The organism is Actinomadura syzygii (assembly GCF_008085905.1).
Lineage (GTDB): Bacteria > Actinomycetota > Actinomycetes > Streptosporangiales > Streptosporangiaceae > Spirillospora > Spirillospora syzygii.
Genome location: NZ_VSFF01000013.1, coordinates 203,399 through 228,629, shown reverse-complemented (window position 1 = coordinate 228,629; position 25,231 = coordinate 203,399). Strand labels below are relative to the sequence as shown.

The window sequence follows — 25,231 nt, the reverse complement described above, 5'->3', positions numbered from 1 at the left end:
CTAGCCATGGCACAGGCACGTCTGCTCGGCAACCGCTACCGGCTCGACTCGGTGGTCGGGCGCGGCGGCATGGGCACCGTGTGGCGCGCCTTCGACGTCATGCTCGACCGCGAGGTCGCGGTCAAGGAGGTCCTGCTGCCGCCGGGCCTGTCCGACTCCGAGCGGCACGTCCTGTACGAGCGGACGTTCCGGGAGGCGCGGGCGTCGGCGCGGCTGAACCACTCCGGGGTGGTGACCGTCCACGACGTGGTCGAGGAGTCCGACCGCCCCTGGATCGTGATGGAGCTGGTCCTCGCGCCGTCCCTGCAAGACCTGCTGGAGCGCGGGCCGATGGAGCACCGCCGGGTCGCCGACATCGGGCTCCAGATGCTCGGGGCGCTGCGGCACGCCCACGAGAAGGGCATCCTGCACCGCGACGTCAAGCCCAGCAACGTGCTGATCACCGACACCGGGCGCGTCGTCCTCACCGACTTCGGCATCGCGCAGGTGGAGGGCGACGCGACGCTCACCCAGACGGGCCTGGTCATGGGCTCGCCCGCGTACATCCCGCCGGAGCGGGCGCAGGGCGAGCGCGCGGTGCCCGCGTCCGACCTGTGGTCGCTCGGCGCGACCCTGTACGCGGCCGTGGAGGGGCGCTCCCCCTACGAGCGGTCGGACGCGATGGCGTCGCTGCAGGCCGCGCTGACCGAGCCCGTCCCGCCGGCGCGGAACGCGGGGCCGCTCGCCCGCGTCCTGGACGGCCTGCTCGCCCGCGAGCCGGTGAACCGGATGACGGCGGCGCAGGCGCACCCGCTCCTCACGCGCGTGGCGACCCTTCCGGTGTCGCCGCCGGTCGGCGAGACGGTGGCGGACGAGCCGTCCGGCCGTTTCGCGCCCGCCACCCGGACGGACGACGCGTCGGAGACCGTCCTCGACCCGGCCGAGCTCGACCCGGTCACCCGGCGCGACCCCGGCGACCTCGACGGACCCGACCCGGAGCCGGTGACGCGCCGCGACCCGGGCGAGCGGGAGCCGGTGACCAGGCGCGACCCCGGCCGGTTCCGGCAGCCGGACCAGAACGGCGTGCCGGGGCGGAGCCCTCATCCGGCGCGCGACTCGCTGGAGTCCGAGTCCCGGACGTTCCAGCAGACGGAGTGGGCGCCCCCGCCGTCCCAGCAGCAGCCGCCGTCGCGGCATCCGGCGCTTGGCCGCCCGCCGACGCAGCCGCCCAGCCAGCCGCCCGGCCAGTTGCCCGCTGTGCCGTCAGCTCCGCAGACGCCGCCGCCGTGGCAGCAGCCGCAGCAGTACGCGAACTGGCAGCAGCCGCCCTCGCCGCCGCCCGTCCACGGGGCGCAGGGCGCGGGGCACGGCGGGACGGAGCGCCGCCGGACGGTGCTGATCGTCACGATCGCGGTGGTCCTCGTCGTCGCGGCGGTGCTGGCGGGCGCGTTCATCCTGCGCGGCAAGCTCAAGAGCGGCGCGGCCGGATCGCCGCCCGCGGTCACCGCCACCGTCTGACGGCTGGGCGGATCAGCCGCCGGGGGAGAGGGCGTCCAGGGCGAGCCGCAGGTCGGCGACGTGGCCGCCGAGGTCGGTTGCGGGCTCGCCGGAGCGCAGCTGGTCGACGTCGTCCTCGACGCGCTTGAGGCGTTCGTCGAGCGCCCCGAGCAGCCGGTCGCAGGCCGCCATGACCGACTCCCCGGCGCCCTCGGCGAGGGTCTGCCGCAGCAGCCGCGCCTGCCGCCTGAGCTGCAGGTTCCGGCGGTGCAGCTCGACGAACACCGACACCTTCGCGCGCAGCAGCCACGGGTCGAACGGCTTGGTCAGGTAGTCGACCGCGCCCGCCGCGTAGCCGCGGAACGCCTGCTCCCCGGCCTCGCCGCCGGCGGTGAGGAAGATGATCGGGACGTCCCGGGTGCGCGGCCTGGCCTTGATGTGCCCGGCGGTCTCGAAGCCGTCCATCTCCGGCATCACGACGTCGAGCAGGATCAGCGCGAACTCGTCGTTCAGCAGTTCCTTCAACGCGGCCTGGCCGGAGGTGACGGGCACGACCTCGACCGGAAGGGCGTCCAGGACGGCGGCGAGGGCGGTCAGGTTCTCCGTACGATCGTCGACGGCGAGGATCCTCGTGTCGTTCGGCACCGGACTCCTTCGCGTCGATAGGGCCCCGCCGCCGGATGCCCCGCGGCCCCGCCGTCCACCCTGCCACACCGATCGGACGACAACAGTGAATCGCCCAGGAGTAAGAATTACTAGGGCAGCCAGCCCGGTTTGACCAGCCCCGACTCGTAGGCGAAGACGACGAGCTGGGCGCGGTCGCGCGCGCCGAGCTTCACCATCGTGCGGCTGACGTGCGTCTTCGCGGTGGCCGGGCTCACCACCAGGCGCGCCGCGATCTCCTCGTTCGACAGGCCCTCCCCGACGAGCGCCATGACCTCCCGCTCGCGCTCGGTGAGCGCGTTCAGCCGGGGCGACGCCGCGGGCTCCTTCGCCCGCGCCGCGAACTCGGCGATCAACCGCCTGGTCACGCTCGGGGACAGCAGCGCGTCGCCCGCCGCGACGGCCCGCACCGCGTGGAGCAGCTCGACCGGCTCGGTGTCCTTGACGAGGAACCCGCTCGCGCCGCCGCGCAGCGCCTCGAAGACGTACTCGTCCAACTCGAACGTGGTGAGGATCACGATCCGCACGCCGGACAGCCGTTCGTCCGACGCGATCCGCCGGGTCGCCTCAAGGCCGTCCAGGCCGGGCATGCGGATGTCCATCAGGATGACGTCGGGACGCAGCGACCGCGCCCGCGCGACGGCCTCCTCGCCGTCGCTCGCCTCGCCGACGACCTCGATGTCGGCCTGCGCGTCCAGCAGCGCCCGGAACCCGGCCCGGACGAGCACCTGGTCGTCGGCCAGCAGCACCTTGATCGGGGAGCCGTCCCCGGCCGCCGACCCGTCGGAGTAGCGCATGTCCCGTCCTCCCCGCCTCACCGATCGCCCGACGCTTCGCCGGGTTCGTCGCCCGGTCGGTCGCCGAGGGGGAGCCGCGCCCGCACCCGGAACCCGCCGCCCGGCCGCGGCCCGGCCTCGAACTCGCCGCCGAGCGCCGCCGCCCGCTCCCGCATGCCCCGGATGCCGGACCCGGTCCCGTCCGGGTCGTCGTCGAGGAGGGACACCCCCCGGCCGTCGTCCTCGACCCGGACCTCGATGTCGTGTTCACCGTAGGCGATCCGGACGCGGGCCGTCACCGGCCCCGGCCCGGCATGGCGGCCCACGTTCGTCAGCGACTCCTGGACGATCCGGAACGCCGCGAGGTCGGCGCCCGAGTGCGGCGGCCGCCGCTCCCCGGTGACCTCGGCGTGCACCCGCAGCCCGGCGGAGCGGGCGCGGTCGAGCAGGTCGTCGAGCCGGTCGAGCCCGGCGGTGGGGGAGCGCGGCGCGGTCTCGCCCTCCGCCCGCAGCGCGCCGATCACCCCGCGCATCTCGGTGAGCGCCTCCTTGCTCGCGTCCTTGATCGCGGCGAGCGCGGTGCGGGCCTGCTCGGGGTTCTGGTCCATCAGGTGCAGCGCCACGCCCGCCTGCACGTTGATCATCGAGATGTTGTGGGCGAGGACGTCGTGCAGCTCGCGGGCCATCCGCAGCCGCTCCTCGCTGGCCTCGCGGCGCTCCTTCTCGGCGCGGATGCGGGCGGCCTCCGCGGCCCGCTGCGCCCGCATCCGGACGAGCTCCGACGTCACCAGCACCACCAGCGCCCAGCCGACGACGAACGTCACGTCGGTGAGGCTCGGCCGCTCCACCGGGAACACCCCGCCGTGGCCGCGGTCCTGCTCCGAGCCGCCGATCAGCGCGGTGAGCCCGAGGTAGGCGGCGAGGCCGACGCCGGTGCCCGCCCAGGCGGCGAGCCGGTGCCCGGCGACGACGGCCGCCATCAGCGCGACGGCGAGGGAGAACGGCGCGGGCCCGTAGGTGTAGGCGCGCAGCAGGTAGAGGGCCGTCACGGCGGCGACCGCGCCGAGCGTGAACACCGGCCGGCGGCGGCGCAGCAGCAGCAGCGCCGGTCCGGCGAGCAGCAGGGCGAGGCCGAGCGGCCCGAGCTCCCGGTGGCCGACGTCGAGCCCGCCGGACCCGCCGTCCGCCCAGGGCGGGCCGGACGACCCGGGCCCGTGCCGCGGCCCCCCGTGCTCCGCGCCCAGCGACCCGACGACCTGCACGAACGCGAGCAGCGCCGGCACGACCCACACCGGCCACGCGGACGGGCGCGGCCAGTGCGGACGGACCGGTGAGGTGCTCATGCCTGCACGTTAGGACATCGGCGCCCGGACCCGCGTCGGCCGCCGGGAGACGGCGCCCCTACTCCCTGGGAGGTAGCAGGAGCCGGTCCCCGAGCCGCCGCAGGACGTCCGTCAGCTCCCCGCCGGAATGCGCGAGGAGGAGCGTCTCGGCGCGCATCGGCGGCCGGACGAGCGAGACGAACCGCCGCGCCTGCCCGGCGTCGGGGCCGTCCCGGTCGGCGGCGGCCAGCAGCCACACCGGCGGCGGCGGGACGTTCCGCAGCCGCCACGGCAGGTCGTCGCTCCGCCGGATCGCCTCGCTGCCGCCGTACGGCGCCGCGTCGCCGCGCGGCTCGTCGAAGCGGGCGTCGAGGGTCGCGACGGCGGCGAACCGGTCGGAGTGCAGCATGGCGAGCCGGGCCGCGCACCGCCCGGCGGCGGGGCCGTCCCCGGCGACGCCCCACCCGTCGCGGGTCGGCGGCACGTGGTAGGCGTCGGCGAGCGCGGCGGGCAGGTCGGCGGCGAGGAACGTCTCGGCCAGCGGGCCCCCGGTGCGCCCCGGCACGTCCTGGCAGCGGCCGCCCGGGAGCGGCACGGCCACGTAGATCGTCTGCCGGGCGTCCGCCGGGATCGTCGGCTCGCCGTCGCCCGCCGTCAGGACGACGGCCACCGGCAGCGGCTGCGCGCCCGGATCGAAGTACCGTTTCGGCAGGTAGACGCGCGCCTTGGCGTCGATCCCGCTGCGCGCGCCGCGGACGTCCAGGACGTCGACCCGGCCGCCGCCGGACCGCGCCTCGGTGCCGGTGCGCTTCGCGGGCGCGGCCCGCGGCCCCTGCACCTGGACGTGCGCCACCCGCGCGCCCTCGGGGGTGTTGCCGAGCAGGTCGTCCCAGGTCGGGTAGAACACGAAGTACCGGTTGGCGAGCAGGACGACCGACGCGGTCAGCGCGCACTGCGCGGCGAGCAGCAGCCCGCTCCGGGCGAGCACCGCGCGCGGTCCGGGCCCGGCGGCCCGCCGCCACAGCACGAGCGCGGCGACGACGGCGCCGAGCGCCAGCAGGCTGACCGGGCCGATGAAGGCGACGCTCACGGGTTCCACGTCACTCGCCCCGCAGACGCGCGCTCAGCCATCTGATCGACGGCGGGATGTACTTCCGGAACGTCTTGAAGTTGTGGCCGCCGGACGGCAGGAGCAGTTCGTCGACCATCAGCGGCGGACGCGCGGCCTTCATGAACGTCCGCGCCGACGGGAACGTCTTCTCGCCGACGTCCGCCGACGCGACCAGCAGCGACACCGGCGGCGGGGGGAGGTTCCGCACCCGCCAGATCAGGTTGCTGTTCCGCCGGAGGGCCGGGCTGCCGCCGTACAGGTCGCGGGTCGTCGTGTCGAGCAGCGCGTGGAAGTGCCCGGCCATGCTGACCCCGGCGGAGAACCGGTCCGAGTGGAGCATGGCGAGCTTCGCGGCGCAGAAGCCGCCCGTCGAGTATCCGGCGACGCCCCAGCCGCTCCGGCCGCGCGCCGTCCGGTACGTCGCGGCGACCGCCTCCGGGACGTCCTGCGCGAAGAACGTCTCGACCTGCGGGCCGCCGGGCACGTCGGCGCACTCGGTGTCCCAGCCGGCGACCACGGTCGGCCGCGCCATCACGTAGATCATCGGCTGGATGCGGTGCGCGGCCTGGGCCTGCGCCACGTCCTCGGGGATGTGCCCGCGCCTGATCCAGACGAGCCGGTCGGCGGCCGGGTATCCGGCGAGGAACAGCACGACGGGGAACCGGCGGGTCGCGTACGCCGCCTGGAAGTACTGCGGCGGCAGGTACACGTACTCCTCCGCCGACAGCCCGGTGCGGACGCCCTGGATGACGACGCGCTCGACCTGGCCGTCCCGCGCGGGCGCGTGCTTCCCGCCCGCGCCGGGGGAGAGGTCGGGACGCGCCGTCCGGACCACGATCCGCGAGCCGCCGCCGGTGGCGCTCGCCTTGAGCGCCGGGTTGCCCGGCGGCCCGACGCCGCCGCCCGCCGCGCTGACCAGGTCCGTCCAGGACCCGTAGAACAGGTAGTGCGCGTTCAGGGCCGTGACCAGCGCCAGCAGCACGACGAGCTGGCATCCGGCGAGCATCGCCGCCCGCGCCGCCACCGCCCGTCTCCGCTTCGCGGCCGCCTTCGGCCAGATGGCCACGACCGCGGCCATGCATCCGACCGCGGCTAAGGCCAGCAGGCCGAACGTCCCCCAGCTCGTCAGTCCCACTCGAAGACCTACGGTGCTCGGGCCGGACGGGGTTCAGGCCGTCCAGCGGATGGGCAGATGCTCGAACCCGTGCCGCGCGCTCGACCGCACCGGCACCGGCTCGCCCGCGAGCTGCGGCAGCCCCGGGCGTTCCAGCACCGCGTCGAGCAGGGCGCGCAGGTGCACCCGCGCCAGCCGCGCGCCGAGGCACGCGCGCTGCCCGAACCCGAAGCAGAGATGCGACCGGACGTCCCGCAGGAACCGCTCGGGGAGGAACTGCCGAGGCTCGGCGAACACCTCGTCGTCGTGGTTCGCGGACACAAGCCAAAGCGTAACCCGCTCTCCGGCGAGCAGCGGCACACCCCCGATCACGGTGCCGCGCTGCACGACCCGCCACACCTGGAGGACGGGCGTCCACCAGCGCAGCATCTCCTCGACGGCGCTGTCGACGAGCCCCTCGTCGTAGCGCTCCTCGCGGAGCCGCGCGAACTGCGCCGGATGGCGGAGCAGGGCGTACAGGCCCCCGGCGAGAGTGTTCCGCAGCGTCTCGGGAAGGTCGCCGACGACCTCGCCGACGAAGTCCACCGGCTCCTTGGACGGGACGCGCGCCAGCAGCGCCCGCGCGGGAGGATCCATGTCGATGAGCGCTGCGTCGTGCGCGTCGCCGGGCCCGCCGTCCGGGGAGTGCCCGCCGGGGTCGGGGCCGAAGCCGAGGCCGGGGCCCCTGTCGCCGCCGAGGTCGGTCGCCGGGCCGTGCACGACGCCGTCGCCCTGCGGCGCGAACAGCTCCGGGTGGACGAGCGCGTGCTGGACGTCCGCGTAGCGCAGCACCGCCCACGAGCCGGGGCGTCCGGCGGCGCGCCCGTCCAGCCACACCACCGGCGTCTTGGCGCGGAGGCGCTCCAGCCGGTCGTGCGGGATGCCGCGGGCGTAGGTGTCCGCGCGGTCGAGCGCGCCCGCGTCGGTGATGGGCAGAGCGGTCGGCAGGACACCTCGCCGGTGAGGCATGGGCACCTCCTCTTCAAGGCGGACGCTAACGCGTCACGGCCGAACCCTGAAGGGCCGGATTCGGCCGTCCCATACCTGCGGGACTACGTCAACCGGCGAGCCACTCGCCCGTCTCCACGCTGACCAGCCCGTGCCTGGCCGCCTCGATCACCGCCTCGCGCTGCGAGTGCACGCCGAGCTTGCTCAGCACGCTCTGCACGTGGCTGCGCGCCGTGCTGCGCGTCACCCCCATCGCCTTCGCGAGCGCCTGCGTCGACTCGCCGCGCGCGAGCCGGGTGAGGACCTCGCGCTCGCGCGGGGTGAGGAACCGCGCGACCTGCTCCGCCTGGCTGCGCGGGCGGCCGCCGCCGCGCCGGGCCGCCTGGTCGACGACGACCTCGCCGTCCTCGACGCGGCGCAGCACGGTGAGGATGTCGCGGGCCTGCTGGCCCTTGTGCGCGAACCCGCGCACGCCCGCCGCGATCCCGGCGTCCAGCACCGGCTGCTCCAGGAACCCGGTGAGGACGACGAACCGCGTGCCCGGCGCCGCGGCGCGCAGCCGCGGCATCCAGTCGAGCGCGGTGCCGGACGGGAACTGCAGGTCGATCAGGCAGACGTCCGGCCGCCGCGCGCGCAGCACCGGCAGCGCCTCCGCGGGCGAGTAGGTCACCGCGAGGACGCTGTGCCCGGCGTCGGCGAGGACGAGGGACAGCGACTCGGCGAAGACCGCGTGGTCGTCGCAGATGATCATTTTCATGGATGGCGCCGCCAGTCGTCGCCGTGCGGGTCGGCGGGGGTCCCCGCGGCGCTGAGGGAGCCGGGCACGTTCGGTGAGCCGGGCACGGTCGGCGGGCCGACCGGGTTCTCGGGCGGCGGCGCGGCGGGCAGCAGCATGCGGACGCGCGCCCCGCCCATCTCGCAGGTGCGGATCTCCAGGCTGCCGCCGTAGCCGGAGATCAGGTCGTGCACGATGCCGAGGCCGAGCGAGGCGAGCCCCCGCCGCGCCCGCCCGCGCGGAGGCTCGGCGCCGCGGGACTCCGCGCCGGTGGCGCCGAAGCCGGGCCCGTCGTCGTCGACCTGGATCGCGATCCAGCCCTGGTCGGCCTCGACCCGCACGTCGACGCGCCCCTCCGCGACGCGGCACGCGTTGTCGAGGACGTTGCGGACCGCCCGCCACAGCGCGACCGGGTCCATGTGGGCCCACGCCTCGCCACCCGCGAAGCACACCTCGTGCGTGGTGGAGAGCCGCATCCCGGTCACGACCTCGGCCGTCAGGTCGTCCACCCGGATGCGCTCCGGGCTCGGCAGCGGCCTGCCGCCGCCGTACTCCTCCGCGTCGTCCTCGTCGAGCCGCCGCAGCAGGTGGTCGAGCCACCTGGTCTCGCCGAGGAGCTGCTCGATGCGGGCCCGGCTGGTCTCGCCGACGTCCTCCGCGACGACGACGGCCGACGCCAGCATGATGATCGTGCCGAGCTCGTGGCGGATGTCGTGCCTGAGCCTGCGCCGCCAGAGCAGGTGACCGCCGCCGCCGGCCGGCGGCGGCCCGTCGTGCGGCCTGTCGTGGCCCCCGGGCCCCGGCCCGGCCGGGAGCGTCCCCACGCCCACCCGTCCGTCCGCCGGGGACGACCGTGACCGCCCCATGTCCATGAGGAACCCCCGTCCGCTATTCCAGCACGTCTATGACGGTCGCCCGGCACCGCCGCCTATGTCCAGTCAATTGACCGCAACAGACCAGTGGCTGACCAGAAGTGGACATGCAGATCAGAGGGTGAACCATTCTGTTTGACGGTGCGTCGCGACGGGATTGTCAGTTCACTTGTCGGCCTTTCTTTCATGCCTACGGCGTAGCCGCTTTGCGTATTACTGCGGGTGCGCCCGCGGGCCCGTCGGCGCACAATCTGCACATGCCGAAGGTCACATTTCTCGGACATGCGGGGGTTGCGGTGGACGCGGCCGCGTTCCACCTGCTAGCGGACCCGTGGCTCGCTCCAACGGGGGCCTTTCTCGGAGCCTGGCACCAGTATCCGAGAAACGATCACCTGGATCTCGGCCCGCTGCTGGACGCGGACTGGGTCGCGGTGTCGCACGAACACCTAGATCATTTCGACCCATGGGTCATCGACCGGCTTCCGGCGCGGACCCGAATCCTCATTCCGCGCTATCCGGGACCGGCCTTCCGGGAGCGGATGACGGCGGCCGCGGCCGGCCGCCAGGTAATCGAGTTGGCGGACTGGGAGAAATTCCCGCTCGACAATCAGGGATCCTGGATCACCGCGATTCCGGAACTCTCCCCGATGTGCCATGACGCGGCCTTTCTCGTGGTGGCCGACGGGCGCGGGATCCTGCACTGCAACGACGCCCGGCTGACCGCCGCGCAGGCGCGCCGCGCCAAACACCTCGCGGGCGGCCGACTGGACCTGATGGCGTTGCAGACGTCCGGCGCTTCGTGGCATCCGATCTGCTACGAGTACCCGGCCGCCGAAATGGCCAAGATTTCGATGGACAAGCGGGTGTCGAAACTGCGCGCGGCGCAGCGGCTCGTCCGGCAGACGGCGCCGGAGCTGGCCGTCCCGTTCGCCGGGCCGCCCTGTTTCCTGGACGACGAGGTCGCCGCCCTCAACCGGGTGCTCGGTCAGAAGGACGGCGCGTTCTGCGACCCGGAGGTGTCGACCGACTGGCTGCGCGAGCACCTGCCGGGGCAGCGCTGGGACTACTTCAAGCCCGGCGACGTCCTCGACCTGGACACGGGCGACGTCGTCCGCGACCCGGTGTCGGCGGAGTTCTCGTTCGCGGACGCCGACCGTCCCGCGTACTTGGAGCGGTACGCCGCCGACCGCGCGGGCGCCATCGCCGAGGTGCTGGCGGAGAACCCCGAACCGGGCCCCGGCCTGTTCGACCGGTTCGCCGCGCACTTCCACCGGCTCGGCGGGCTCAGCGACTACTTCCTCCGGCAGATCGCGATGGTCGTCCGGTTCGAGATCACCGGCCCGAACGGCGGGGTCTGGGACGTCGACTTCGGGCCGGACGGGCTCACCGTCGCCGAGGCGTCCCCGGACGTCCGCCCGCACTACCGGATCACCACCGCCGGACGCTGGCTGGACGGCGTCCTCACCGGCCGGATGGCCTGGGAGGACCTGCTGATCTCGTTCCGCCTCAGCCTCTACCGCGACCCCGACGTCTACAACGACTACCTCGTCGGCCTCCTCAAGCACGCCAACGCGCCCGCGCTGATGGCCGTCGAGGCGTACGAGACGGGACGCGACGAGTCCGAGCGGATCACCGTCGACTGCGACGGCGGCCGCTACGACATCCCCCGCTACTGCCCGCACGCGGGCGAGGACCTGTCGGTCGGGGCCGTCCTGCGGGACGGCCGGATCCACTGCCTGGCGCACAACTTCGCCTTCGACCTCGCGACCGGCGAGTGCGTCAACGCACGCGCCGCCAACCTCACCAGCCGCAGGATCGGTTGAAAGAGGGCGACACGTCCCCCGGTCCCGGGCGCACCGGGGCCGGGGGGTGCCGCATTTTGGCGTGTCCGGCATATGACCATGCTTACGGCGTGTTAGGTTTCTTGCCTGTTCGTGTGGGGGGTAAAGGGTTGCGCGGGTTGAACCGCACGAAGCTCGGCCTGATGGCCGTCGCCTTCGTGTTGATTGTCGGTGTGATGGAAATCCTGGCGTTGAAGCTCGGATCAATGGACTTCCCGGTGCCGTCCGGCGGTGAACACCCGGCGATCGCCGACAACGTCGGCGACTGATTTACCAGGTCACTGGCTGTTTCGGGCCTTCATGATGCTTTGCAGGTCCGGATGGGCGCCGCCGGAGGCGTCGGCGAGGGTGGGGCAGGCCCATTCGTGCTGGCGTCCCCAGGAGTAGGAGATCTCCAGCGGCGGACGGGGCGTGAGCCGGTCCCAGCGGGCGAGGATCTGCTTGAACTGGTCCTGGGTCGGCATCCAGTACTTCTTGTCGCCGTTCGAGCAGCTCTGCCCGAACGTCTGGAGCACCGGCGCGACCTTGGCGCGGGGGATGCCCGCGTCGTCCGCCATCCGGACCATCCGGTCGATCGCCCCGATGTCGCAGCGGTCCTCGGCCTTCGTCGAGCCCTTGCACGGGTACGGGTCGAGCCCGATCAGGTCGACGCCGACGCGGCCCGGCGCGAGCGGTTTCATCGGCCAGTCGGTGAGGGAGATGAACGTGATCTGGCCGGGCGCGTGCCGCCGGACGTACTCGGCGCGCCGCCGGATCTCCTTCGCGACGTCGGGGCATCCGCCGGGGTTCGGCTCGTCCGACAGGTACCAGCCGTAGACCTTCGGGTCGTGCCCGAACCGCTGGACGGCCTTCTGGAAGTCCTCGAAGCCCAGCTCGAAGTCGCCGCAGGTGAAGTTGCCGACCCACAGCAGCGCCCGCATGCCCGCGGGGACGCCCGCGAGGAGGGAGGCGTCCGGCTTCACGTCCACGAGGTCGTAGCCGAGCGCCTGGAGCCGGGGATAGTCGGACGGCTGCGTGTTCAGCGCGATCCGCCGCGTCTCGCCGGGCTTCGCGGCGGGTGTGCCGGGCGTGGCGAGCGGCCCGTCGTACGGCTCGTAGCCGGACGACCTGTGCTGCGCGTAGAGCAGGACGCCGGCCGCGAGCAGCAGCGTGCCCGCGACGGCCCAGACCTTGACGGGCACGTCCCGGATGTCCATGGCGTCCTCCCGAGAACGGTGGTCAGGCGGCGGAGCCGGGCTCCTTCGCGGCGGCGGCGTGCGCCGCCGTCTCCTGGACGGCCCCCGTCCCGGGCCCGGCCCCGCCCACCTGGAGCGGCGGGACGGTGAAGCCGAGGATGTGCTTGACGGTGTCCCAGATCGCGCCGATCGTGGCGCGCATCGACGGGTCGGTCAGGTAGACGGCGTCCACCGCGACCCGCGCCGGGACGATCCGCTCGATGTAGTTGACGAGGTCGACCTCCTCGCCCGGCCCGAGCACGTCGAAGTCGCGGAACCGGACCTCCGACACCCCGGTCAGCCCCGGCCGGTGGTCGAAGATCCAGCGGCAGTCCGGCGGGTAGTGGACGGCGAGGTCGTAGGTCTCCGGACGCGGCCCGACCAGCGTCATCTGCCCGCGCAGGACGTTCACGAGCTGCGGCAGCTCGTCCAGCGACCACTGCCGCAGCAGCTTGCCGATCCGGGTGAGCCGCGGGTCGCAGTTGGCGGTGACGGTGAGGCCGCCGACGCCCTGCCGCATCGTCCGGAACTTGTACATGACGAACGGCCGCCCGCCCTGCCCGACGCGCGTCTGCCGGAACACGCCCGGCCCCCGGCTGGACAGTTTCACCAGCGCGAACACGACCAGCAGCGGGACGCTGAGCAGCAGCAGCCCGGCGACCGCGCCGACGACGTCCAGCACGCGGCGCGCCCTGGACGGCGGGACGCCGTCGGACGGGTCGACGGGACGGCTCGGCAGCGCGGCGTGGTCCTCGGACATGGGGTCACCCCTTGCCTGTAGAAGACGTGGTTTTCACGGACGTGGTCTTCACGGACGCGGTCTTCGGAGTCGTGTTCTTGACGCGCTGGAACCAGACCAGCAGCGCCGCCGTCGTCGCGACGAACGACAGGGACGTGGCGACCGCCGCGCCGGTCGCGCCGTGCGTCGGGATCAGCACGGCGCCGAGCACCACGACGACCACGAGGCCGATGCCCTGCCCGGTGGACGCGGCGCCGGGCCGTCCGACCCCGTACAGGTAGGCCATGATCAGTCCGGTGACGCCGAACGTGACGACCCCGGCCAGCCTGATGTAGGTGGGCACGACCGCGTCGTCGAACACGTCCCCGAAGATCCAGGGCAGCGCGGTCCCGGCGACGAGCGCGAGCGGCAGCGCGGCGAGCACCGAGACGCCGAGCGCGGGCAGGATCAGCCGGGACGTGCGTTTCGTCGCGGTCTCCCGGTCTTCCTTCGCGAAGTCCGGATAGAGCACGTAGTTGACCGCGAGTCCGGGGAGTTGCACGAGTTCCGCGAACTTGCTGGCGACCGTGTACACGCCGAGCACCTTCGGCCCGGCGAGCGCGCCGAGCAGCGCCATGTCGAACCGGAGTTGCAGCAGGTCGATGAGCTGGCCGAGGTAGCCGCGGAACCCGTACCCGGCGATCGACCGGCCGAGCTTCGGGTCGGGGCGTCCCCATCCGGCGAAGAAGCCGCGCCGCGCGAGCCGCCGCGCGATCCACGCCGCGGCCGCTATGTCGGCGAGCACCAGCCCGGCGATCAGCGCGCCCGGCCCGTACCAGCCGGTGAGGAGGACGAGGTAGATCGGCAGGAACACGAACTCCTCGACGGCGATGGCGAGGCTCGCGCCCGGCTGGTCGTCCGTCCCCTGGAGGAGGCCCTTGCCGACGGACACGAACCCCTGCGTGAACGACGGGACGGCCGCCGCGACCGTCACCCAGAACCCGAACGACTTGAAGAACACGAGGAAGACCAGCGGGCTCAGCGCGAGCCACCCGACCCCGGAGATCGTCGCGCCGATCACCGTCAGCCAGGCGAGCGTCGGCCGCACCCGGCTCTGGTCGTAGCCGTCGCGCGCGAGGAAGAACGGCGCGGCGCCCGGCAGGCCCGCGCTGGACAACTGGCACAGCAGCCCCGGCAGGATCCTGACCAGTGTGAACGCGCCGACGAGCTTCGGCCCGCCGATCCGCGCGACCATGATCGTCGCGATGCCGAGCGAGGCGAGCGCGCCGATCCGCCCGGCCATGTTCCCGGCGACGAGCCCGATCAGCCGCCGCTTGAGCTTGGCCGCACTCGCCTCCTCGGGCTCCTTTTCCGGGGCGGGCTCCTTTTCGAGGACGGGCTTCGCGACGGGCTTCACCGGCGGCGGCGCGGTCTGCCGAGAAGCGACGCGGATCCCGCTGCGCCTTCTTTGCGTAGTGACCGCCTCGGGCGCGGCCTCTCTCCGTCCGAACAGATCGAGCGCCGCGATCAGCCCGAAGAACGCCCACCCATGTCGGTAATGCAATGTCTCGTAGAAAAGCCCAGAGATGAGGAAGACCGCGACCAGCGCGCCGAACAGCTCCGGACGCGGAACCAGCCGCGCATACTCTCGCGTCAGCGCGTTCCGCCGCGCGATCCGCACGCACTTCAACAGCAGAACGAAAACCAGCAGGATCAGCGCGACGCCACCCAGGAACCCGCGTTCCAGCACGGAGGCGACGTAGTCGTTGTGCGCCTCCCGGACGTACGTCTCCTGCCGGATCAGCATCTCCGCCTCGGTCCGGCCCGGCCCGATGCCCCACGGATGCGTCTGGTCCTCGATCATCTGGACGGTGGTGGCGAGGACCGTGCTGCGCGAGTTGGTGCTCTCCCCGGTCGTCCGTCCGATGGAGTCGCGCAGGATCGGGGACGCCTCGCTCGCCCGGTCCAGCAGCGGCTGGATGTCCACCTGCGTGACGACCGCGATGCCGCCGCCCCCGACGAACACGGCGAGCGCGCCGACCGCTATCGCGTGGTGCGCCTTCCCCTCGCGAAACAGCCGGAACAGGTACCCGAGCAGGATCGCGGCGACCAGCGCGAGGAGCCCGCCGTTCGAGCCGGTGAGCACCTCGGCGGCGAGCAGGACGCCGCAGACCGTCCAGCGCCGCCACGGCGTGGCCGGGAACCGCGTCGCCCGCGCGATGAAGTAGACGCAGATGAACCAGTTGGACGCGTAGTTCGCGTCGCCGAACGTGAACATCGCGCGCTCGCCGTCGAGCTGCTTGCCCGACAGCGCCTCGATCCCCAGCACGAAACCGGTGATCATCACGAGCGCGTAGCACGTGCCGATCCACACGAACGCGCGCAGCGCGACCTTGAGCAGCGCCGGGTCGCGTCCGAGGTTCGCGATGCTCACCGCCCAGAGCAGCACGAACAGGTCCTTGACGAGGGTGAGCGCGCCCGCGTCGTTGACGACGGCGGCGATCCCGCCCGCGATGATCGTCAGCAGGGTGGGGAGCAGGAACGGCCACCGGACCGGCAGCCGCCGCGTCCCCGCCCACAGCAGCATGGTCGCGGTGACGCCGACGAGCGCGACGTCCGGCAGCCCCGTGTTCCCCGGGCCGGGCGGCAGCCCGGCGGGCATCAGCAGCGGCAGCGAGGCGATGCCCGCGACCAGCACCACGGACGTCGCCCGCAGCCGCCGCTTCAAGGGCGGTGCGCCCTCCGCGAAGGGGCGGGCCGGGGCGTCGATCGTCGCGGTCATGGGCGGCGCGGTCATGGGCGGTGCGAGCTCCCTCGGTAGGTCTCGTCCAGGACGACGCCGAGGTGCGCGGGCGAGAACCAGTCGCCGACCCGCTCACGAGCCCGCTCCGCCATCCGCGCGGCGGCGGACGGGTCGTCCAGCAGCGCGGAGATCGCCCCGGCGAGCCCCGCCGGGTCCTCGGGCCGGACGAGCATCCCCGTCTCGCCCGCGAGCACCAGGTCCTGGTTGGACGGGACGGCCGTCGCGACCAGCGGGATCCCCGCCCCGATCGCCTCGACCAGCACGCACGGCAGGCCCTCCCACCGGCTGGCCATCGCCATCACGTCGAACGCGGGCAGCACGTCGGCGACGTCGTCGCGGTGCCCGAGCCAGCGCATCCGGTCGCCGATGCCGAGCTTCGCGGTCAGCTCCGCCAGCTCGTCCGCCATCGGGCCGCCGCCGACCCACAGGCCGAACACGTCGTCCGGCAGCCGCGCGATCGCCTTCGCGAAGACCTCCGGGCCCTTCTGGAACGTCAGCCGCCCGACCGACCCGACGACCTTCACGCCGAGCGGCAGGTCGAGGCGGCGGCGCGCCTGCGCGCGGGACCCGGGCGCGGTCGCGTACGCGGCGACGTCCACGGCGGGCCACGACAGCCGCACCCGCTCCGGCGTCGTCAGGCCGAGGCGCAGCGCGGTCGTCACCGTCTCCGACCCGATCGCGAGGAACGCGTCGGTGCGCTTCGCCGCGATCCGTTCGAGGCGTATGTATAGGCGTCGGCGCGGCCACGACTGGAACTCGTTGAACGGGAACCCGTGCCACGTGTGGACGATGCGCGGGACGCCCGCCCGCGCCGCCGCGACCCGTCCGATCACGCCGCCCTTCGCGCTGTGCGTGTGGACGACGTCGTACCGCCCCTCCGCGAGCACGCGGGTCAGCGTCTTCAGCGCGGCCATGTCGTCGCGCGGCGAGATCTGCGGGACCAGCGGCCCCACCTGCACGATCTCCATCCCCGCGGCGTGCGCCCGCGGGGTGAGGTCACCGGCGGCGGCGTTCGCGACGGCCTCGTCCCCGTAGAGGACGCCGTTTCGCGCGGACGAGTCGGCGGTTTCCGGGGAGGCCGGACCGGAACCGCGCGCCTTGCTGTCCATGCCGACGCCGCCGGTGACGATCGCGCGCTCGTAGCCGCCCTCCGGCAGGGCCAGCGCGCCGTTCAGCGCGACCTGCCCGGCGCCCCCGTTGAACCGGGTGATCACCGTGGCGACTCTGAGCTTCCTGGTTGAACTCACGGGCACCTCACAGGCGGGGAGGATCGGGGCTGCACCCGGCGTCGCAGAGCCGGGACGGCGCGGGCGGCCGCGGGTCGCCGGCGGGCGCCGGACGCCGGACGGGGTGGTACTCGGGGAGCAGGCGGCGCAGCAGCAGCCGGACGGCGTCGTCGTCGCCCGCCCCGGCGGCGTCCTCCAGCTCGTCCAGGAGCTGGGGCAGCCGGGCGGGCGGCGCGGCGGGCCGGGTCGCCCAGATCTTCGGGTGCGCGGTGCGCAGCCGCCGCTCGGAGTCGGCGAACGCCTTCTCCGCGAGCTTCTCGCCGGGGCCGAGGCCGCTGAACCGGATCGTCACCTCCGGCAGCCTGAGCTGTTCGGCGTACCGGTGGACGAGGTCGACCACCGGGACGGGCCGCCCCATGTCCAGGACGAACGTCTCCGCCTCCTCCGCCATCGCCGCCGCCTCGATCAGCAGCCCGGCGGCCTCCGTCACCGTCATGAAGTGGCGCGCCACCTCGGGGTGGGTGATGGTGACGGTCTCGCCGGAGGAGATCCGGTGCGCGAGCAGGCTGAGCAGCGGCTCCGCCTCGCCGATCACGTTCCCGACGCGGACGGCGGCGAAGCAGGTCGGGCCGCCGGTCGCGGTCCGCAGCAGCAGCTCGCCGAGCCGCATCGTCGCGCCGAGCACCGACGTCGGGTCGGCGGCCTTGTCCGACGACACGAACACGAGCCGCCGCACGTCGTGCCGCACCGCGCAGTCGATGACGTGCCGGGTGCCGAGGACGTTCGCGGCGACGCCGCCGCACGGGTCCCGCTCGACGTCGGTGAGGTCGCTCCGCCCGGCGGTGTGGAACACCAGCTCGGGACGGGCGTCCCGGACGAGTCCGGCGACGCCGTCCCCGTCCCGGACGTCCACCTCGGCGAGCGTCACCGGGCCGCACGCCGGGTCCGCGAGGCAGGCCGCGCCGAGCCGTTCCAGGGCCTCGCCGTCCTTGTCGGCGAGGCACAGCGACGCCGGTTCCAGCCGTCCGACCTGGCGGCACAGGGCGCGGCCGATCGTGCCGCACGCCCCGGTCACGAGCACCCGCCGGCCGCGCACGAGCCGCCGGCCGCGGTCGCCCGCGAGGACGACCTCGTCCCGTCCCATCAGCAGCGCCAGCGGGCTGACCGGGACGGGCCCCGGCGGCGGCGGAACCGCGGCGCGGCGCGGCAGGAACCTGCGCACGGTCGGCTCCTCAGCCCCGGGTCCGCAGCGCCTCGGTGAGCGCGGCGACGACCCGGTCCTGCCCGTCCGCCGACAGCCCCGGATACAGCGGCAGCGACAGCAGTTCCTCACCGACCCGGTCGGTCACCGGCACCGACGCGCACTCCTCCGCGCCGAGGATCGCCTGGTAGGCGGTCATCTGGTTGGCCGGGATGAAGTGCACGGACGTCGCGACGCCCGCCGCTTCGAGCTCCGCGCTGATCGCGTCCCGGTCCTGGACGCGGACCTGGTAGAGGTGCCAGGCGTGCGTGACGCCGTCCAGGTTCCGCTGCGGCAGGACGAGCCCCGGCAGGTCTCGCAGCATCGCGTCGTAGCGGGCGACGAGGTCGGCGCGGTCCTTCTGCCAGCCGGGCAGCGCGGCGAGCTGCGCCCGCCCGATCGCGGACTGGACGTCCGTCATGTTCGCCTTCAGCCCGACCGTCTTCACGTCGTACCGCCAGCTCCCGCCGGGCAGGTAGCGCTTCCAGGAGTCCTTGCTCATCCCGTGCATGCGCATCGCGCGGACCCGGTCGGCGAACTCCTGGTCGGCGGACGCCACCGCGCCGCCCTCGCCGATCGGCATGTTCTTCGTCGCGTAGAAGGAGAAGCACGCGGCCTGCGACTCCGACCCGACCGGCTTGCCGTCCCGCTGCGCGCCGGGGCCGTGCGCCGCGTCCTCGACGACCCGGCTCCGGTCGAGGCCCGCCGCCTCGGCCAGCGCGGCGACGTCCACCGGATATCCGCCCTGGTTCTGGACGATCATCGCCGCCGGCCGGGACCGTTCCGCCGCCGCCGCGACGGTCGCCGGGCTCGGGACGAGCGTGTCCTCGTCGATGTCCACCAGCACGGGCCGGTGCCCCGCGTGCAGGATCGCGTTGATCGCGCCGCAGAACGTCAGGCTGGGGGTCAGCACGACCGAGCCGGGCGGCAGGTCGAGGGCGCGGAGGCACAGTTCGATCGCCGTCGTGCAGGACGCGACCATCACCACGTGCGCGGCGCCGAGGTAGTCGGCGAACTCCTGCTCGAACGCGGCCGTCTGCGGCCCCGTCGTGATCCACCCCGAGTCGAGCACCTTGACGACGGCGTCTGAGACCTCGCCGGCCACCGACGGAACCGTGAACGGAACGGACGAACTCATGGACCACCCCTTGATCTAGCGGAACGAGAAGGCTCTGCGGACGCGGTGCTTTTAGGGGAGCGGCTCCTACGGGACGCGGGCTCTTACGGGACGCGGCCTTTCCTCGGCGCCGCGGTCTTGCGGGACGTGCCGACGACCCCGAGCAGCGGCCACCCGGACGCGGCGACCAGATCCCGAACCGTCTCCAGCCCGGCGACCGTCGTCACCGGGCCGACCGCGACCACCACGCCGACCTCGTCGTCGGCGCCGGGGTCGATGTCCTCGAAGGCGTGCACGTGGCACAGCTGCCGGACCGGGACGGGCTGCGTGGTCTCCGTCGACGTCACGGCGGCGGGCTTCTTCGCCAGCACCGCCGTCCCCGGCCGCGCCCGCACCACCGACGTGCTCTTCCCGGTGGACCCGCTGCTGTTGAGCGACGGCCCGTCCCCGCCCTTCCCGGACGGCCCGTCGTCGTCATCGTCGTCTTCGTCGCGTCCCGGCTGGGCGGTGGTGGTGGTGACGACCTTCGTCGCGTCCCCGTACACGGCCGCCGCCACCGACGACACCAGCTCGGCGGGCAGCGGGCCGGGCGCGCCGACCAGCGTGACCCGTCCGACGCCCTCCTTCTTCGCGGCGAGCCGGACGCGGCGGCCGAGGTCGGCGAGCTGCGCGGGCCCCTGGTCGGCCCAGCCGAGCAGCGGCACCCCGAGCCGCCGCGCGACCCGCCGCTGCCCCGGGATCGTCGGCCGGACCATCTCCGCCACCACCGCGATCAGGATTCCGCCGATCAGCCCGACGAGGCCCGCGATGGCGGACATCATCACCACCGGGTCCGACTTCGGCGCGAGCACCGCGGGCTGGACGACCGACGCCGTCCCCGCCGACATGAGCTGCGTCTGCAGGTCGGAGCGGTTCGAGCGCAGGTCGGTCAGCTCCGCCTGGACGCGCTCCCGCTCGTTCGCCGCGCCGATGTCCGGGTTCGGCTGCGCGCCCGCCCGCCGCGACAGCGGGCCGAGCCGCCGCTCCAGCGTCCGGACCCGCGCGTCGATCTCGTCGATCTGCTGCTTGATCGACCCCTGGTTCGACTGGTTGATCTCCCGGACGACCTCCGTGCCGATCGCGTCGGTCAGCTTCCGCGCGACGGCGGGATCGGCGTCCTTCACCGACAGCTCGACGACCGTGGACGTGCCGAGACCGGTCACGCCGATCGCCTTCGCGACCTTCGTCGTCGAACGGTCCACACGCTGCGCGCGCACCACCCTGGACAGCAGGTTCTCGCTGGTCGCGAACGCCTTCACCTGGCTGACCACGATGCTCACGCCCGCGTCCCCGGGCGCCGCGTCCGTCGCCTTGCTGCTCGCCTGCAGCCGCGACTTGGCCACCGACGGCGGCTCCTGCCCGCTCATCAGCAGCGCCACCAGCGTCAACGGGAGAACCGTCATGACCAGCAGCAGCGCCCAGTAGGTGCGGACCACCCGTGCCGCGACTTCGTCGATCTCCACGATCATTCCTCCGGCTTCGTCACGGCGAGCGTAGGAACGCGGCTATTCGCCGCAATCGCCCAAAAGACGACCCCCGCCTACGCTGTTTGCACCAGGGGCCGGCGGTTCGGGCCCACCGGTTCGGGCCTACCGGTGCGACGGGCGCATGCCGGCGCGCATCGCGAGCGTGATCGCCTCCAGCGCGGAATGCAGGTCGAGCTTCGCCAGCAGGTTCTGCGTGTGCGTCCGGACGGTGTTCGCCGACAGCCCGAGCCGGTCCGCGATCTCGGCGCGGCCGAGGCCGTCCACCATGCACTGGAGCACCTCGCGCTCGCGCGGCGTCAGCTCCGCCAGCAGTTGCGCCCCGGCGTCCGGCGCGGCCTCCTCGGTGCGGAGCCGCCGCAGGACCTCGCCCAGCACGTCCGGCGGGATCCACCCGCCCTTGCGCGCCGCGGACCTGATCACCCGGGCGACCATGTCGGCGCCCTCGGTCTTCTCCAGCCAGCCCACCGCGCCGCCCCGGACGGCCTGCACCAGGACGTCCAGCCCGCTCGTCGCGGTCAGCACCACGACCCGGACGTCCGGATGCGTCTCGCGGACCTGTTCCAGCACGTCGAGGCCGCTCTCCGCGCCCAGCGTCAGGTCGAGGACGAGCACCCGCGGGCGCTCGGTGGCGACGAGCGCGAGGGCGCGCCGCACGTCGGCGGCGATCGGCAGGATCACCAGGTCTGGCTCGCGTCCGAGCCGGGCGGCGAGCGCCTCGGCGAAGAGCGCGTGATCGTCCACGATGAGGACGCGGATCGGTTCCATCCACCGACCATGAAGGCTGCGGACGCCCGGCGGATCCTGCAAATGCTGTACTGCGTCCGTCCTGTTCCGGCGGGGTTCGGGTCGTTTCGCGCACCTCCGTTCCGCGCGGGCGACGCGCGCGGAGGTCGCGTGCGCGGACGCCGCCCCGCGCCGCCGGGTTCACCCCCGTCCGGTCCCGGTCACCTGGAGTTCCGGCCGTTGACCGACCGCGATCGCCTGCTGATCCTGGCCGTGACCGTTCAGGGGACGTACTGGCCGTATCAGCCGTATCAGGGGAACTGAAATGAAAGTCCTGATCACCGGGGGAGCCGGATTCATCGGCAGCACCATCGCCTCCGCCTTCGCCGAACGCGGCGTCACACCCGTGGTGCTCGACAGCCTCGTCACGGGCCGCTCCGAGTTCGCCGACGGGAAGATCTTCTACCGGGGCGACATCGGCGACGGCGACCTCGTCGACGAGATCTTCCGCGACCATCCCGACATCGCCGCGACCGTCCACTGCGCCGCGCTGATCGTGGTGCCCGACTCGATGACGGACCCGCTGCGCTACTACCGGGTCAACCTGTCCAAGACCCTCGACCTCGCCGGGCACCTCGTCCGCAACGGCTGCGACCGGATGATCTTCGCGTCCACCGCCGGGATGTACCGTCCCGAGCCCGACCTGTCGGTCACCGAGACGTCCGAGCTCGAACCGCAGAACCCCTACACCCGCTCGAAGATGATGGCGGAGCTGCTGTTGCAGGACTTCTGCAAGGCCTACGACCTGCGCGTGATCTCCCTCCGCTACCTGAACCCGATCGGCGCCGACCCGCGGCTGCGCACCGGCCTGCAGAACAGCAAGCCCACCCACGCGCTCGGCAAGATGATCGAATGCCACACCAACGGCGTCCCGTTCACGATCACCGGGGTGGACTGGGAGACCCGCGACGGCACCGCGATCCGCGACTACATCCACGTCTGGGACATCGCCCGAGCCTTCTACGAGTCGGTCAACCGCTTCGACGCGATCGTCCCGCCGCTCGGCGACACGCCCCGCTACCAGGTGATCAACCTGGGCACCGGCGACGGAACGACGGTCCGCGAATTGGTGGCCGCATTCCGGGAGGTCGTCGGCGACGGCTTCCAGGCGGTGGACGCCCCGGCCCGTCCCGGCGACGTCGTCGGCGCCTTCGTGAACCCGGCGAAGGCCCTGGAACTGCTCGGCTGGAAGCCCGAATACACCATCGAGGACGCCATCCGCCATTCCCTCCAATGGGCCGAAAGGCGCCGCGACCTAGACGTGGCCTGAGACCCGCCCGCACGGGCCTGTTCGGTCCTTCCACGGAGCGGATGGACCGAACAGGCCGGCGGCGCGCTCATTTCCGCCGCCGGACGGGTCTCCTGGCCCAGGTCCCATCCGGCCGCCGCGCGTCATGGGAAAGGGCGTCACAAAGTCGTTCGGCAAGCTGAGCCGCAGTCCGAGCATCAACACGCCGGTCGGGAACGAACGCCCATAACGGGACGCTGCATTCGCCGTCCCAAAGGCGCGCCCAGGGACCAGAGACACGGGACATCATCGCTCCCCGCCCCTACCAGGTGGACGGAAACATTCGGTGTTTCAGGAGAGCGTCCACCCGCTCGGCGGCGTATTGAGCATCACCGCACGGGCATAGATACCCGTACTCGCCATGCCCGGCCTCGTAATAGGCCCAGGTCCCACTGTCCGTGGCGCGAACGGTAACGGCGACTCGCACGTGGCCCTCCACGCCGAATACGAACACCCACAAAAGCAGCGGGCGCCCCGGGAGTTCGGCGGCCTGATAGAGCTTGATATGCCGGTATCCCTTGGACGCGAGAGCGACCGCGAGCCCGTCGAGATGCCCGACGACAGCGCCACGTCCCGGCCCCCCTCGCCACCGCAGCAACCGCCGACGGCTTTCGACGCTCATCGAGCGCAACGAGCCCATACGACCTTGCCCTCCCCGCCGATCCGCCGGACACCCCAGTCGTGGACGAGTTGCGCCATCAGCAACAACCCGCGCCCGTCCTCCGCGTCGTCGTTCTCGCCCCGGACGACGGGCAGGGCGATCCCCTCGTCCCACACCTCGATGACCGCGAGGTTGAGGCGGACATCCGGCAGGACGCGCACAATGATGCGCCCGATCCCGACGTGCTTGTATGCGTTGGTGACCAGCTCGGTGACGACGACGCGTCCCACGAAGTCGTCGCCAAGCCCGAGCTCGGCGAATCGCTCCGTCAGGTAGCGCCGCGCTTTCGCGGGCGCGTACTCGGACGGCTCCAGAACAAGCGCCGGTGACTCCGGCGCGACCAGTACCGCTGGCATCGGTGACCCCTCCAGCCTGGACGACGGCTGATCCCGAACGGGCCCAACACCCCAAACCAGAAGTACCCGCCGCAATCACCCTCTGTTACTGAACGAGCACCATGAAGCCACAAGAAGGCGTACGTTACTGATGACTGCGGCAGCACCCGCATTCCGGTTGCATTTGTTAGCGACGGAGTTGCGCCCTAGGACGGGAGATCAAGATGGCCGAGAGCAGCCACAACAGCAAAGACAGCCCCGAACTCCGGACCTTCGGCCTGGAAGTCAGGCGGTTGCGCGAGGCGGCGGGACTCAACCAGACGGAGCTGGCCACACTGGTACGAGTCTCGCGCGCCTACATCAGCCATGTCGAACGCGGCAAGACCCGGTGCCGCCTCGACTTCGCCAAGCGGTTGGACGGTGCGCTGCACGCGAACGGTGAGATCGTGGAGGCATGGAACGACCTGGTCGAGGCGATCAAGTCGATCAAGTATGCCACCCACTTCGTTGACTTCCCGAAGGCGGAGTCGACGGCCAATCTGATCCGCGTGTACGAGACGCACATAGTCAATGGGCTGTTTCAGACCGAAGCCTACGCGAGCGCAATCCTCAAGAACCCCGAAGACGTCGCCACCCGGATGAAGAGGCAGAAGCACGTCCTGAGCGACCCGGCACCCAAGATCTTCGTGGTCTTGGAGGAGAGCATCCTGCTTAGGCAGGTCGGCACAGTGGACGTCATGCGGAAGCAACTTGAGTACCTCGTTGAACTGTCGTATCGAGACGGCATCCGACTCCAGATCCTCCCGACCGTCTACGTAGAGGAGGCACGCGCGGCCTTCGCGATCGCAACCCAGGCGGACCGCCGCGAGGCCACGTACATCGTCACCGCGACGAAAGGTGTGACCAGCGCAGACCCGGCAGACCTAGCCACTCTGAACGAAACCTTCGCTAGTCTTCAGGCGGAGGCCCTCAACGTGAGGGAGAGCCGAGCGTTGATTAGAAAGGTGCTTGACGAGAGATGGACCTGACCAAAGCCGCATGGCGCAAAGCTTCACGCAGCACAGTCCAGAACGACAATTGTGTCGAGGTTGCTGGTGCCTCGAACATCGTAGCGCTCCGTGACAGCAAGGACCCCGACGGGCCCAAACTCGTCCTCAGCACCGGCGACTTCCGGAACCTTGCTAACGCCCTCAAGAACCTCTAACGGAGACAGCGATCTTCACCTATGAGTTCGGCACTATTGAGTGGTTGTGGGACCAGGAGACCATCCAGGTCAACCTTCCCGGGGACTATGAGGAGATGTATCACGGCAACCACAAGGAGATAGTGACCCTACTCTCCGATCTCGGCAGTCAGGGCTGGGACGTGGCGTCCTGCTCCAGC

General features: G+C 72.5%; 23 protein-coding genes. 6 read left to right on the top strand and 17 right to left on the bottom strand.

Annotation, left to right across the window (positions count from 1 at the left end; genetic code table 11):
• Positions 1 to 6 precede the first annotated feature (6 nt).
• The gene (locus FXF65_RS33015) at positions 7 to 1,497 is read left to right on the top strand and encodes a serine/threonine-protein kinase (RefSeq protein WP_148353984.1); all 1,491 of its coding nucleotides are present in this window, start codon (positions 7 to 9) and stop codon (positions 1,495 to 1,497) included.
• Positions 1,498 to 1,509: 12 nt separating this feature from the next.
• On the opposite strand, the gene FXF65_RS33010 is transcribed toward FXF65_RS33015, so the two are convergent.
• From FXF65_RS33010 to FXF65_RS32975, 8 genes are all read right to left on the bottom strand, one after another.
• A complete protein-coding gene (locus FXF65_RS33010) occupies positions 1,510 to 2,121 on the bottom strand; it encodes a response regulator (protein WP_148353983.1) in 612 nt (203 codons plus the stop codon).
• A 110-nt stretch (positions 2,122 to 2,231) separates the two neighbouring features.
• Positions 2,232 to 2,936, bottom strand: a complete 705-nt coding sequence (locus FXF65_RS33005; protein WP_148353982.1) for a response regulator — start codon at positions 2,934 to 2,936, stop codon at positions 2,232 to 2,234.
• Positions 2,937 to 2,953: 17 nt separating this feature from the next.
• The gene (locus tag FXF65_RS33000; RefSeq protein ID WP_148353981.1) at positions 2,954 to 4,258 is read right to left on the bottom strand and encodes a sensor histidine kinase; all 1,305 of its coding nucleotides are present in this window, start codon (positions 4,256 to 4,258) and stop codon (positions 2,954 to 2,956) included.
• Between the two features lie 58 nt (positions 4,259 to 4,316).
• Entirely contained in the window at positions 4,317 to 5,327 is a 1,011-nt protein-coding gene (locus tag FXF65_RS32995) for an alpha/beta hydrolase (protein WP_148353980.1), read from the bottom strand.
• 10 nt (positions 5,328 to 5,337) lie between these two features.
• Complete coding sequence (locus FXF65_RS32990) at positions 5,338 to 6,483, bottom strand: alpha/beta hydrolase (RefSeq protein ID WP_148353979.1); 1,146 nt, start codon at positions 6,481 to 6,483, stop codon at positions 5,338 to 5,340.
• Positions 6,484 to 6,516: 33 nt separating this feature from the next.
• The gene (locus tag FXF65_RS32985; protein WP_148353978.1) at positions 6,517 to 7,470 is read right to left on the bottom strand and encodes a cytochrome P450; all 954 of its coding nucleotides are present in this window, start codon (positions 7,468 to 7,470) and stop codon (positions 6,517 to 6,519) included.
• Between the two features lie 88 nt (positions 7,471 to 7,558).
• A complete protein-coding gene (locus FXF65_RS32980) occupies positions 7,559 to 8,206 on the bottom strand; it encodes a response regulator transcription factor (RefSeq protein ID WP_148353977.1) in 648 nt (215 codons plus the stop codon).
• Entirely contained in the window at positions 8,203 to 9,090 is an 888-nt protein-coding gene (locus FXF65_RS32975; protein WP_187412626.1) for a sensor histidine kinase, read from the bottom strand. Before FXF65_RS32975 ends, FXF65_RS32980 begins: the two co-directional genes overlap by 4 nt.
• Before the next feature lie 263 nt (positions 9,091 to 9,353).
• Here FXF65_RS32975 and FXF65_RS32970 point away from each other — a divergent pair, with 263 nt between their 5' ends.
• On the top strand, positions 9,354 to 10,919 hold the full coding sequence (locus FXF65_RS32970; RefSeq protein WP_222868855.1) for a Rieske 2Fe-2S domain-containing protein: 1,566 nt from the start codon (positions 9,354 to 9,356) through the stop codon (positions 10,917 to 10,919).
• Between the two features lie 137 nt (positions 10,920 to 11,056).
• Positions 11,057 to 11,206 (top strand): hypothetical protein, encoded by a 150-nt coding sequence (locus FXF65_RS44075; RefSeq protein WP_187412625.1) that lies wholly within the window; start codon positions 11,057 to 11,059, stop codon positions 11,204 to 11,206.
• A 9-nt stretch (positions 11,207 to 11,215) separates the two neighbouring features.
• Here FXF65_RS44075 and FXF65_RS32965 read toward each other — a convergent pair whose 3' ends face one another.
• The 8 genes from FXF65_RS32965 to FXF65_RS32930 form a co-directional block, all read right to left on the bottom strand.
• On the bottom strand, positions 11,216 to 12,133 hold the full coding sequence (locus FXF65_RS32965) for a hypothetical protein (RefSeq protein ID WP_148353975.1): 918 nt from the start codon (positions 12,131 to 12,133) through the stop codon (positions 11,216 to 11,218).
• 22 nt (positions 12,134 to 12,155) lie between these two features.
• Positions 12,156 to 12,911 (bottom strand): sugar transferase, encoded by a 756-nt coding sequence (locus FXF65_RS32960; RefSeq protein WP_148353974.1) that lies wholly within the window; start codon positions 12,909 to 12,911, stop codon positions 12,156 to 12,158.
• Positions 12,912 to 12,915: 4 nt separating this feature from the next.
• Positions 12,916 to 15,666, bottom strand: coding sequence for a lipopolysaccharide biosynthesis protein (locus FXF65_RS32955; RefSeq protein WP_148353973.1), 2,751 nt, complete (start codon positions 15,664 to 15,666; stop codon positions 12,916 to 12,918).
• The gene (locus FXF65_RS32950) at positions 15,663 to 16,919 is read right to left on the bottom strand and encodes a glycosyltransferase (protein WP_148353972.1); all 1,257 of its coding nucleotides are present in this window, start codon (positions 16,917 to 16,919) and stop codon (positions 15,663 to 15,665) included. Before FXF65_RS32950 ends, FXF65_RS32955 begins: the two co-directional genes overlap by 4 nt.
• A gap of 7 nt (positions 16,920 to 16,926) precedes the next feature.
• Positions 16,927 to 18,120 carry a polysaccharide biosynthesis protein gene (locus FXF65_RS32945; RefSeq protein ID WP_148353971.1) on the bottom strand — a complete coding sequence of 398 codons (1,194 nt, stop codon included), beginning with the start codon at positions 18,118 to 18,120 and terminating at the stop codon, positions 16,927 to 16,929.
• Between the two features lie 10 nt (positions 18,121 to 18,130).
• Entirely contained in the window at positions 18,131 to 19,276 is a 1,146-nt protein-coding gene (locus FXF65_RS32940; RefSeq protein WP_148353970.1) for a DegT/DnrJ/EryC1/StrS family aminotransferase, read from the bottom strand.
• 83 nt (positions 19,277 to 19,359) lie between these two features.
• Entirely contained in the window at positions 19,360 to 20,757 is a 1,398-nt protein-coding gene (locus FXF65_RS32935; protein ID WP_148353969.1) for a YveK family protein, read from the bottom strand.
• Between the two features lie 126 nt (positions 20,758 to 20,883).
• Positions 20,884 to 21,546, bottom strand: a complete 663-nt coding sequence (locus tag FXF65_RS32930) for a response regulator (protein WP_148353968.1) — start codon at positions 21,544 to 21,546, stop codon at positions 20,884 to 20,886.
• A gap of 283 nt (positions 21,547 to 21,829) precedes the next feature.
• On the opposite strand from FXF65_RS32930, the gene galE reads away from it, so the two are divergent.
• Positions 21,830 to 22,834, top strand: coding sequence for a UDP-glucose 4-epimerase GalE (gene galE, locus FXF65_RS32925; RefSeq protein ID WP_148353967.1), 1,005 nt, complete (start codon positions 21,830 to 21,832; stop codon positions 22,832 to 22,834).
• A gap of 636 nt (positions 22,835 to 23,470) precedes the next feature.
• On the opposite strand, the gene FXF65_RS32920 is transcribed toward galE, so the two are convergent.
• Complete coding sequence (locus tag FXF65_RS32920) at positions 23,471 to 23,869, bottom strand: ATP-binding protein (RefSeq protein ID WP_148353966.1); 399 nt, start codon at positions 23,867 to 23,869, stop codon at positions 23,471 to 23,473.
• 203 nt (positions 23,870 to 24,072) lie between these two features.
• Here FXF65_RS32920 and FXF65_RS32915 point away from each other — a divergent pair, with 203 nt between their 5' ends.
• Together FXF65_RS32915 and FXF65_RS32910 are read left to right on the top strand one after the other, a co-directional pair.
• Positions 24,073 to 24,876, top strand: coding sequence for a helix-turn-helix domain-containing protein (locus FXF65_RS32915; RefSeq protein ID WP_148353965.1), 804 nt, complete (start codon positions 24,073 to 24,075; stop codon positions 24,874 to 24,876).
• Positions 24,867 to 25,052 carry a DUF397 domain-containing protein gene (locus FXF65_RS32910; protein WP_148353964.1) on the top strand — a complete coding sequence of 62 codons (186 nt, stop codon included), beginning with the start codon at positions 24,867 to 24,869 and terminating at the stop codon, positions 25,050 to 25,052. Before FXF65_RS32915 ends, FXF65_RS32910 begins: the two co-directional genes overlap by 10 nt.
• Positions 25,053 to 25,231: the final 179 nt, after the last annotated feature.

What these genes read in the sequence shown, in the direction of transcription:
- FXF65_RS33005 (WP_148353982.1), bottom strand. Translation starts at nt 2,936, where the DNA reads ATGCGCTACTCCGACGGGTCGGCGGCCGGGGACGGCTCCCCGATCAAG.
- FXF65_RS32955 (WP_148353973.1), bottom strand. Translation starts at nt 15,666, where the DNA reads ATGACCGCGCCGCCCATGACCGCGACGATCGACGCCCCGGCCCGCCCC.
- FXF65_RS32915 (WP_148353965.1), top strand. Translation starts at nt 24,073, where the DNA reads ATGGCCGAGAGCAGCCACAACAGCAAAGACAGCCCCGAACTCCGGACC.
- FXF65_RS32910 (WP_148353964.1), top strand. Translation starts at nt 24,867, where the DNA reads ATGGACCTGACCAAAGCCGCATGGCGCAAAGCTTCACGCAGCACAGTC.
- FXF65_RS32960 (WP_148353974.1), bottom strand. Translation starts at nt 12,911, where the DNA reads ATGTCCGAGGACCACGCCGCGCTGCCGAGCCGTCCCGTCGACCCGTCC.
- FXF65_RS32965 (WP_148353975.1), bottom strand. Translation starts at nt 12,133, where the DNA reads ATGGACATCCGGGACGTGCCCGTCAAGGTCTGGGCCGTCGCGGGCACG.
- FXF65_RS32920 (WP_148353966.1), bottom strand. Translation starts at nt 23,869, where the DNA reads ATGCCAGCGGTACTGGTCGCGCCGGAGTCACCGGCGCTTGTTCTGGAG.
- FXF65_RS33000 (WP_148353981.1), bottom strand. Translation starts at nt 4,258, where the DNA reads ATGAGCACCTCACCGGTCCGTCCGCACTGGCCGCGCCCGTCCGCGTGG.
- FXF65_RS32970 (WP_222868855.1), top strand. Translation starts at nt 9,354, where the DNA reads ATGCCGAAGGTCACATTTCTCGGACATGCGGGGGTTGCGGTGGACGCG.
- FXF65_RS32975 (WP_187412626.1), bottom strand. Translation starts at nt 9,090, where the DNA reads ATGGGGCGGTCACGGTCGTCCCCGGCGGACGGACGGGTGGGCGTGGGG.
- galE (WP_148353967.1), top strand. Translation starts at nt 21,830, where the DNA reads ATGAAAGTCCTGATCACCGGGGGAGCCGGATTCATCGGCAGCACCATC.
- FXF65_RS32940 (WP_148353970.1), bottom strand. Translation starts at nt 19,276, where the DNA reads ATGAGTTCGTCCGTTCCGTTCACGGTTCCGTCGGTGGCCGGCGAGGTC.
- FXF65_RS32930 (WP_148353968.1), bottom strand. Translation starts at nt 21,546, where the DNA reads ATGGAACCGATCCGCGTCCTCATCGTGGACGATCACGCGCTCTTCGCC.
- FXF65_RS32985 (WP_148353978.1), bottom strand. Translation starts at nt 7,470, where the DNA reads ATGCCTCACCGGCGAGGTGTCCTGCCGACCGCTCTGCCCATCACCGAC.
- FXF65_RS33015 (WP_148353984.1), top strand. Translation starts at nt 7, where the DNA reads ATGGCACAGGCACGTCTGCTCGGCAACCGCTACCGGCTCGACTCGGTG.
- FXF65_RS32980 (WP_148353977.1), bottom strand. Translation starts at nt 8,206, where the DNA reads ATGAAAATGATCATCTGCGACGACCACGCGGTCTTCGCCGAGTCGCTG.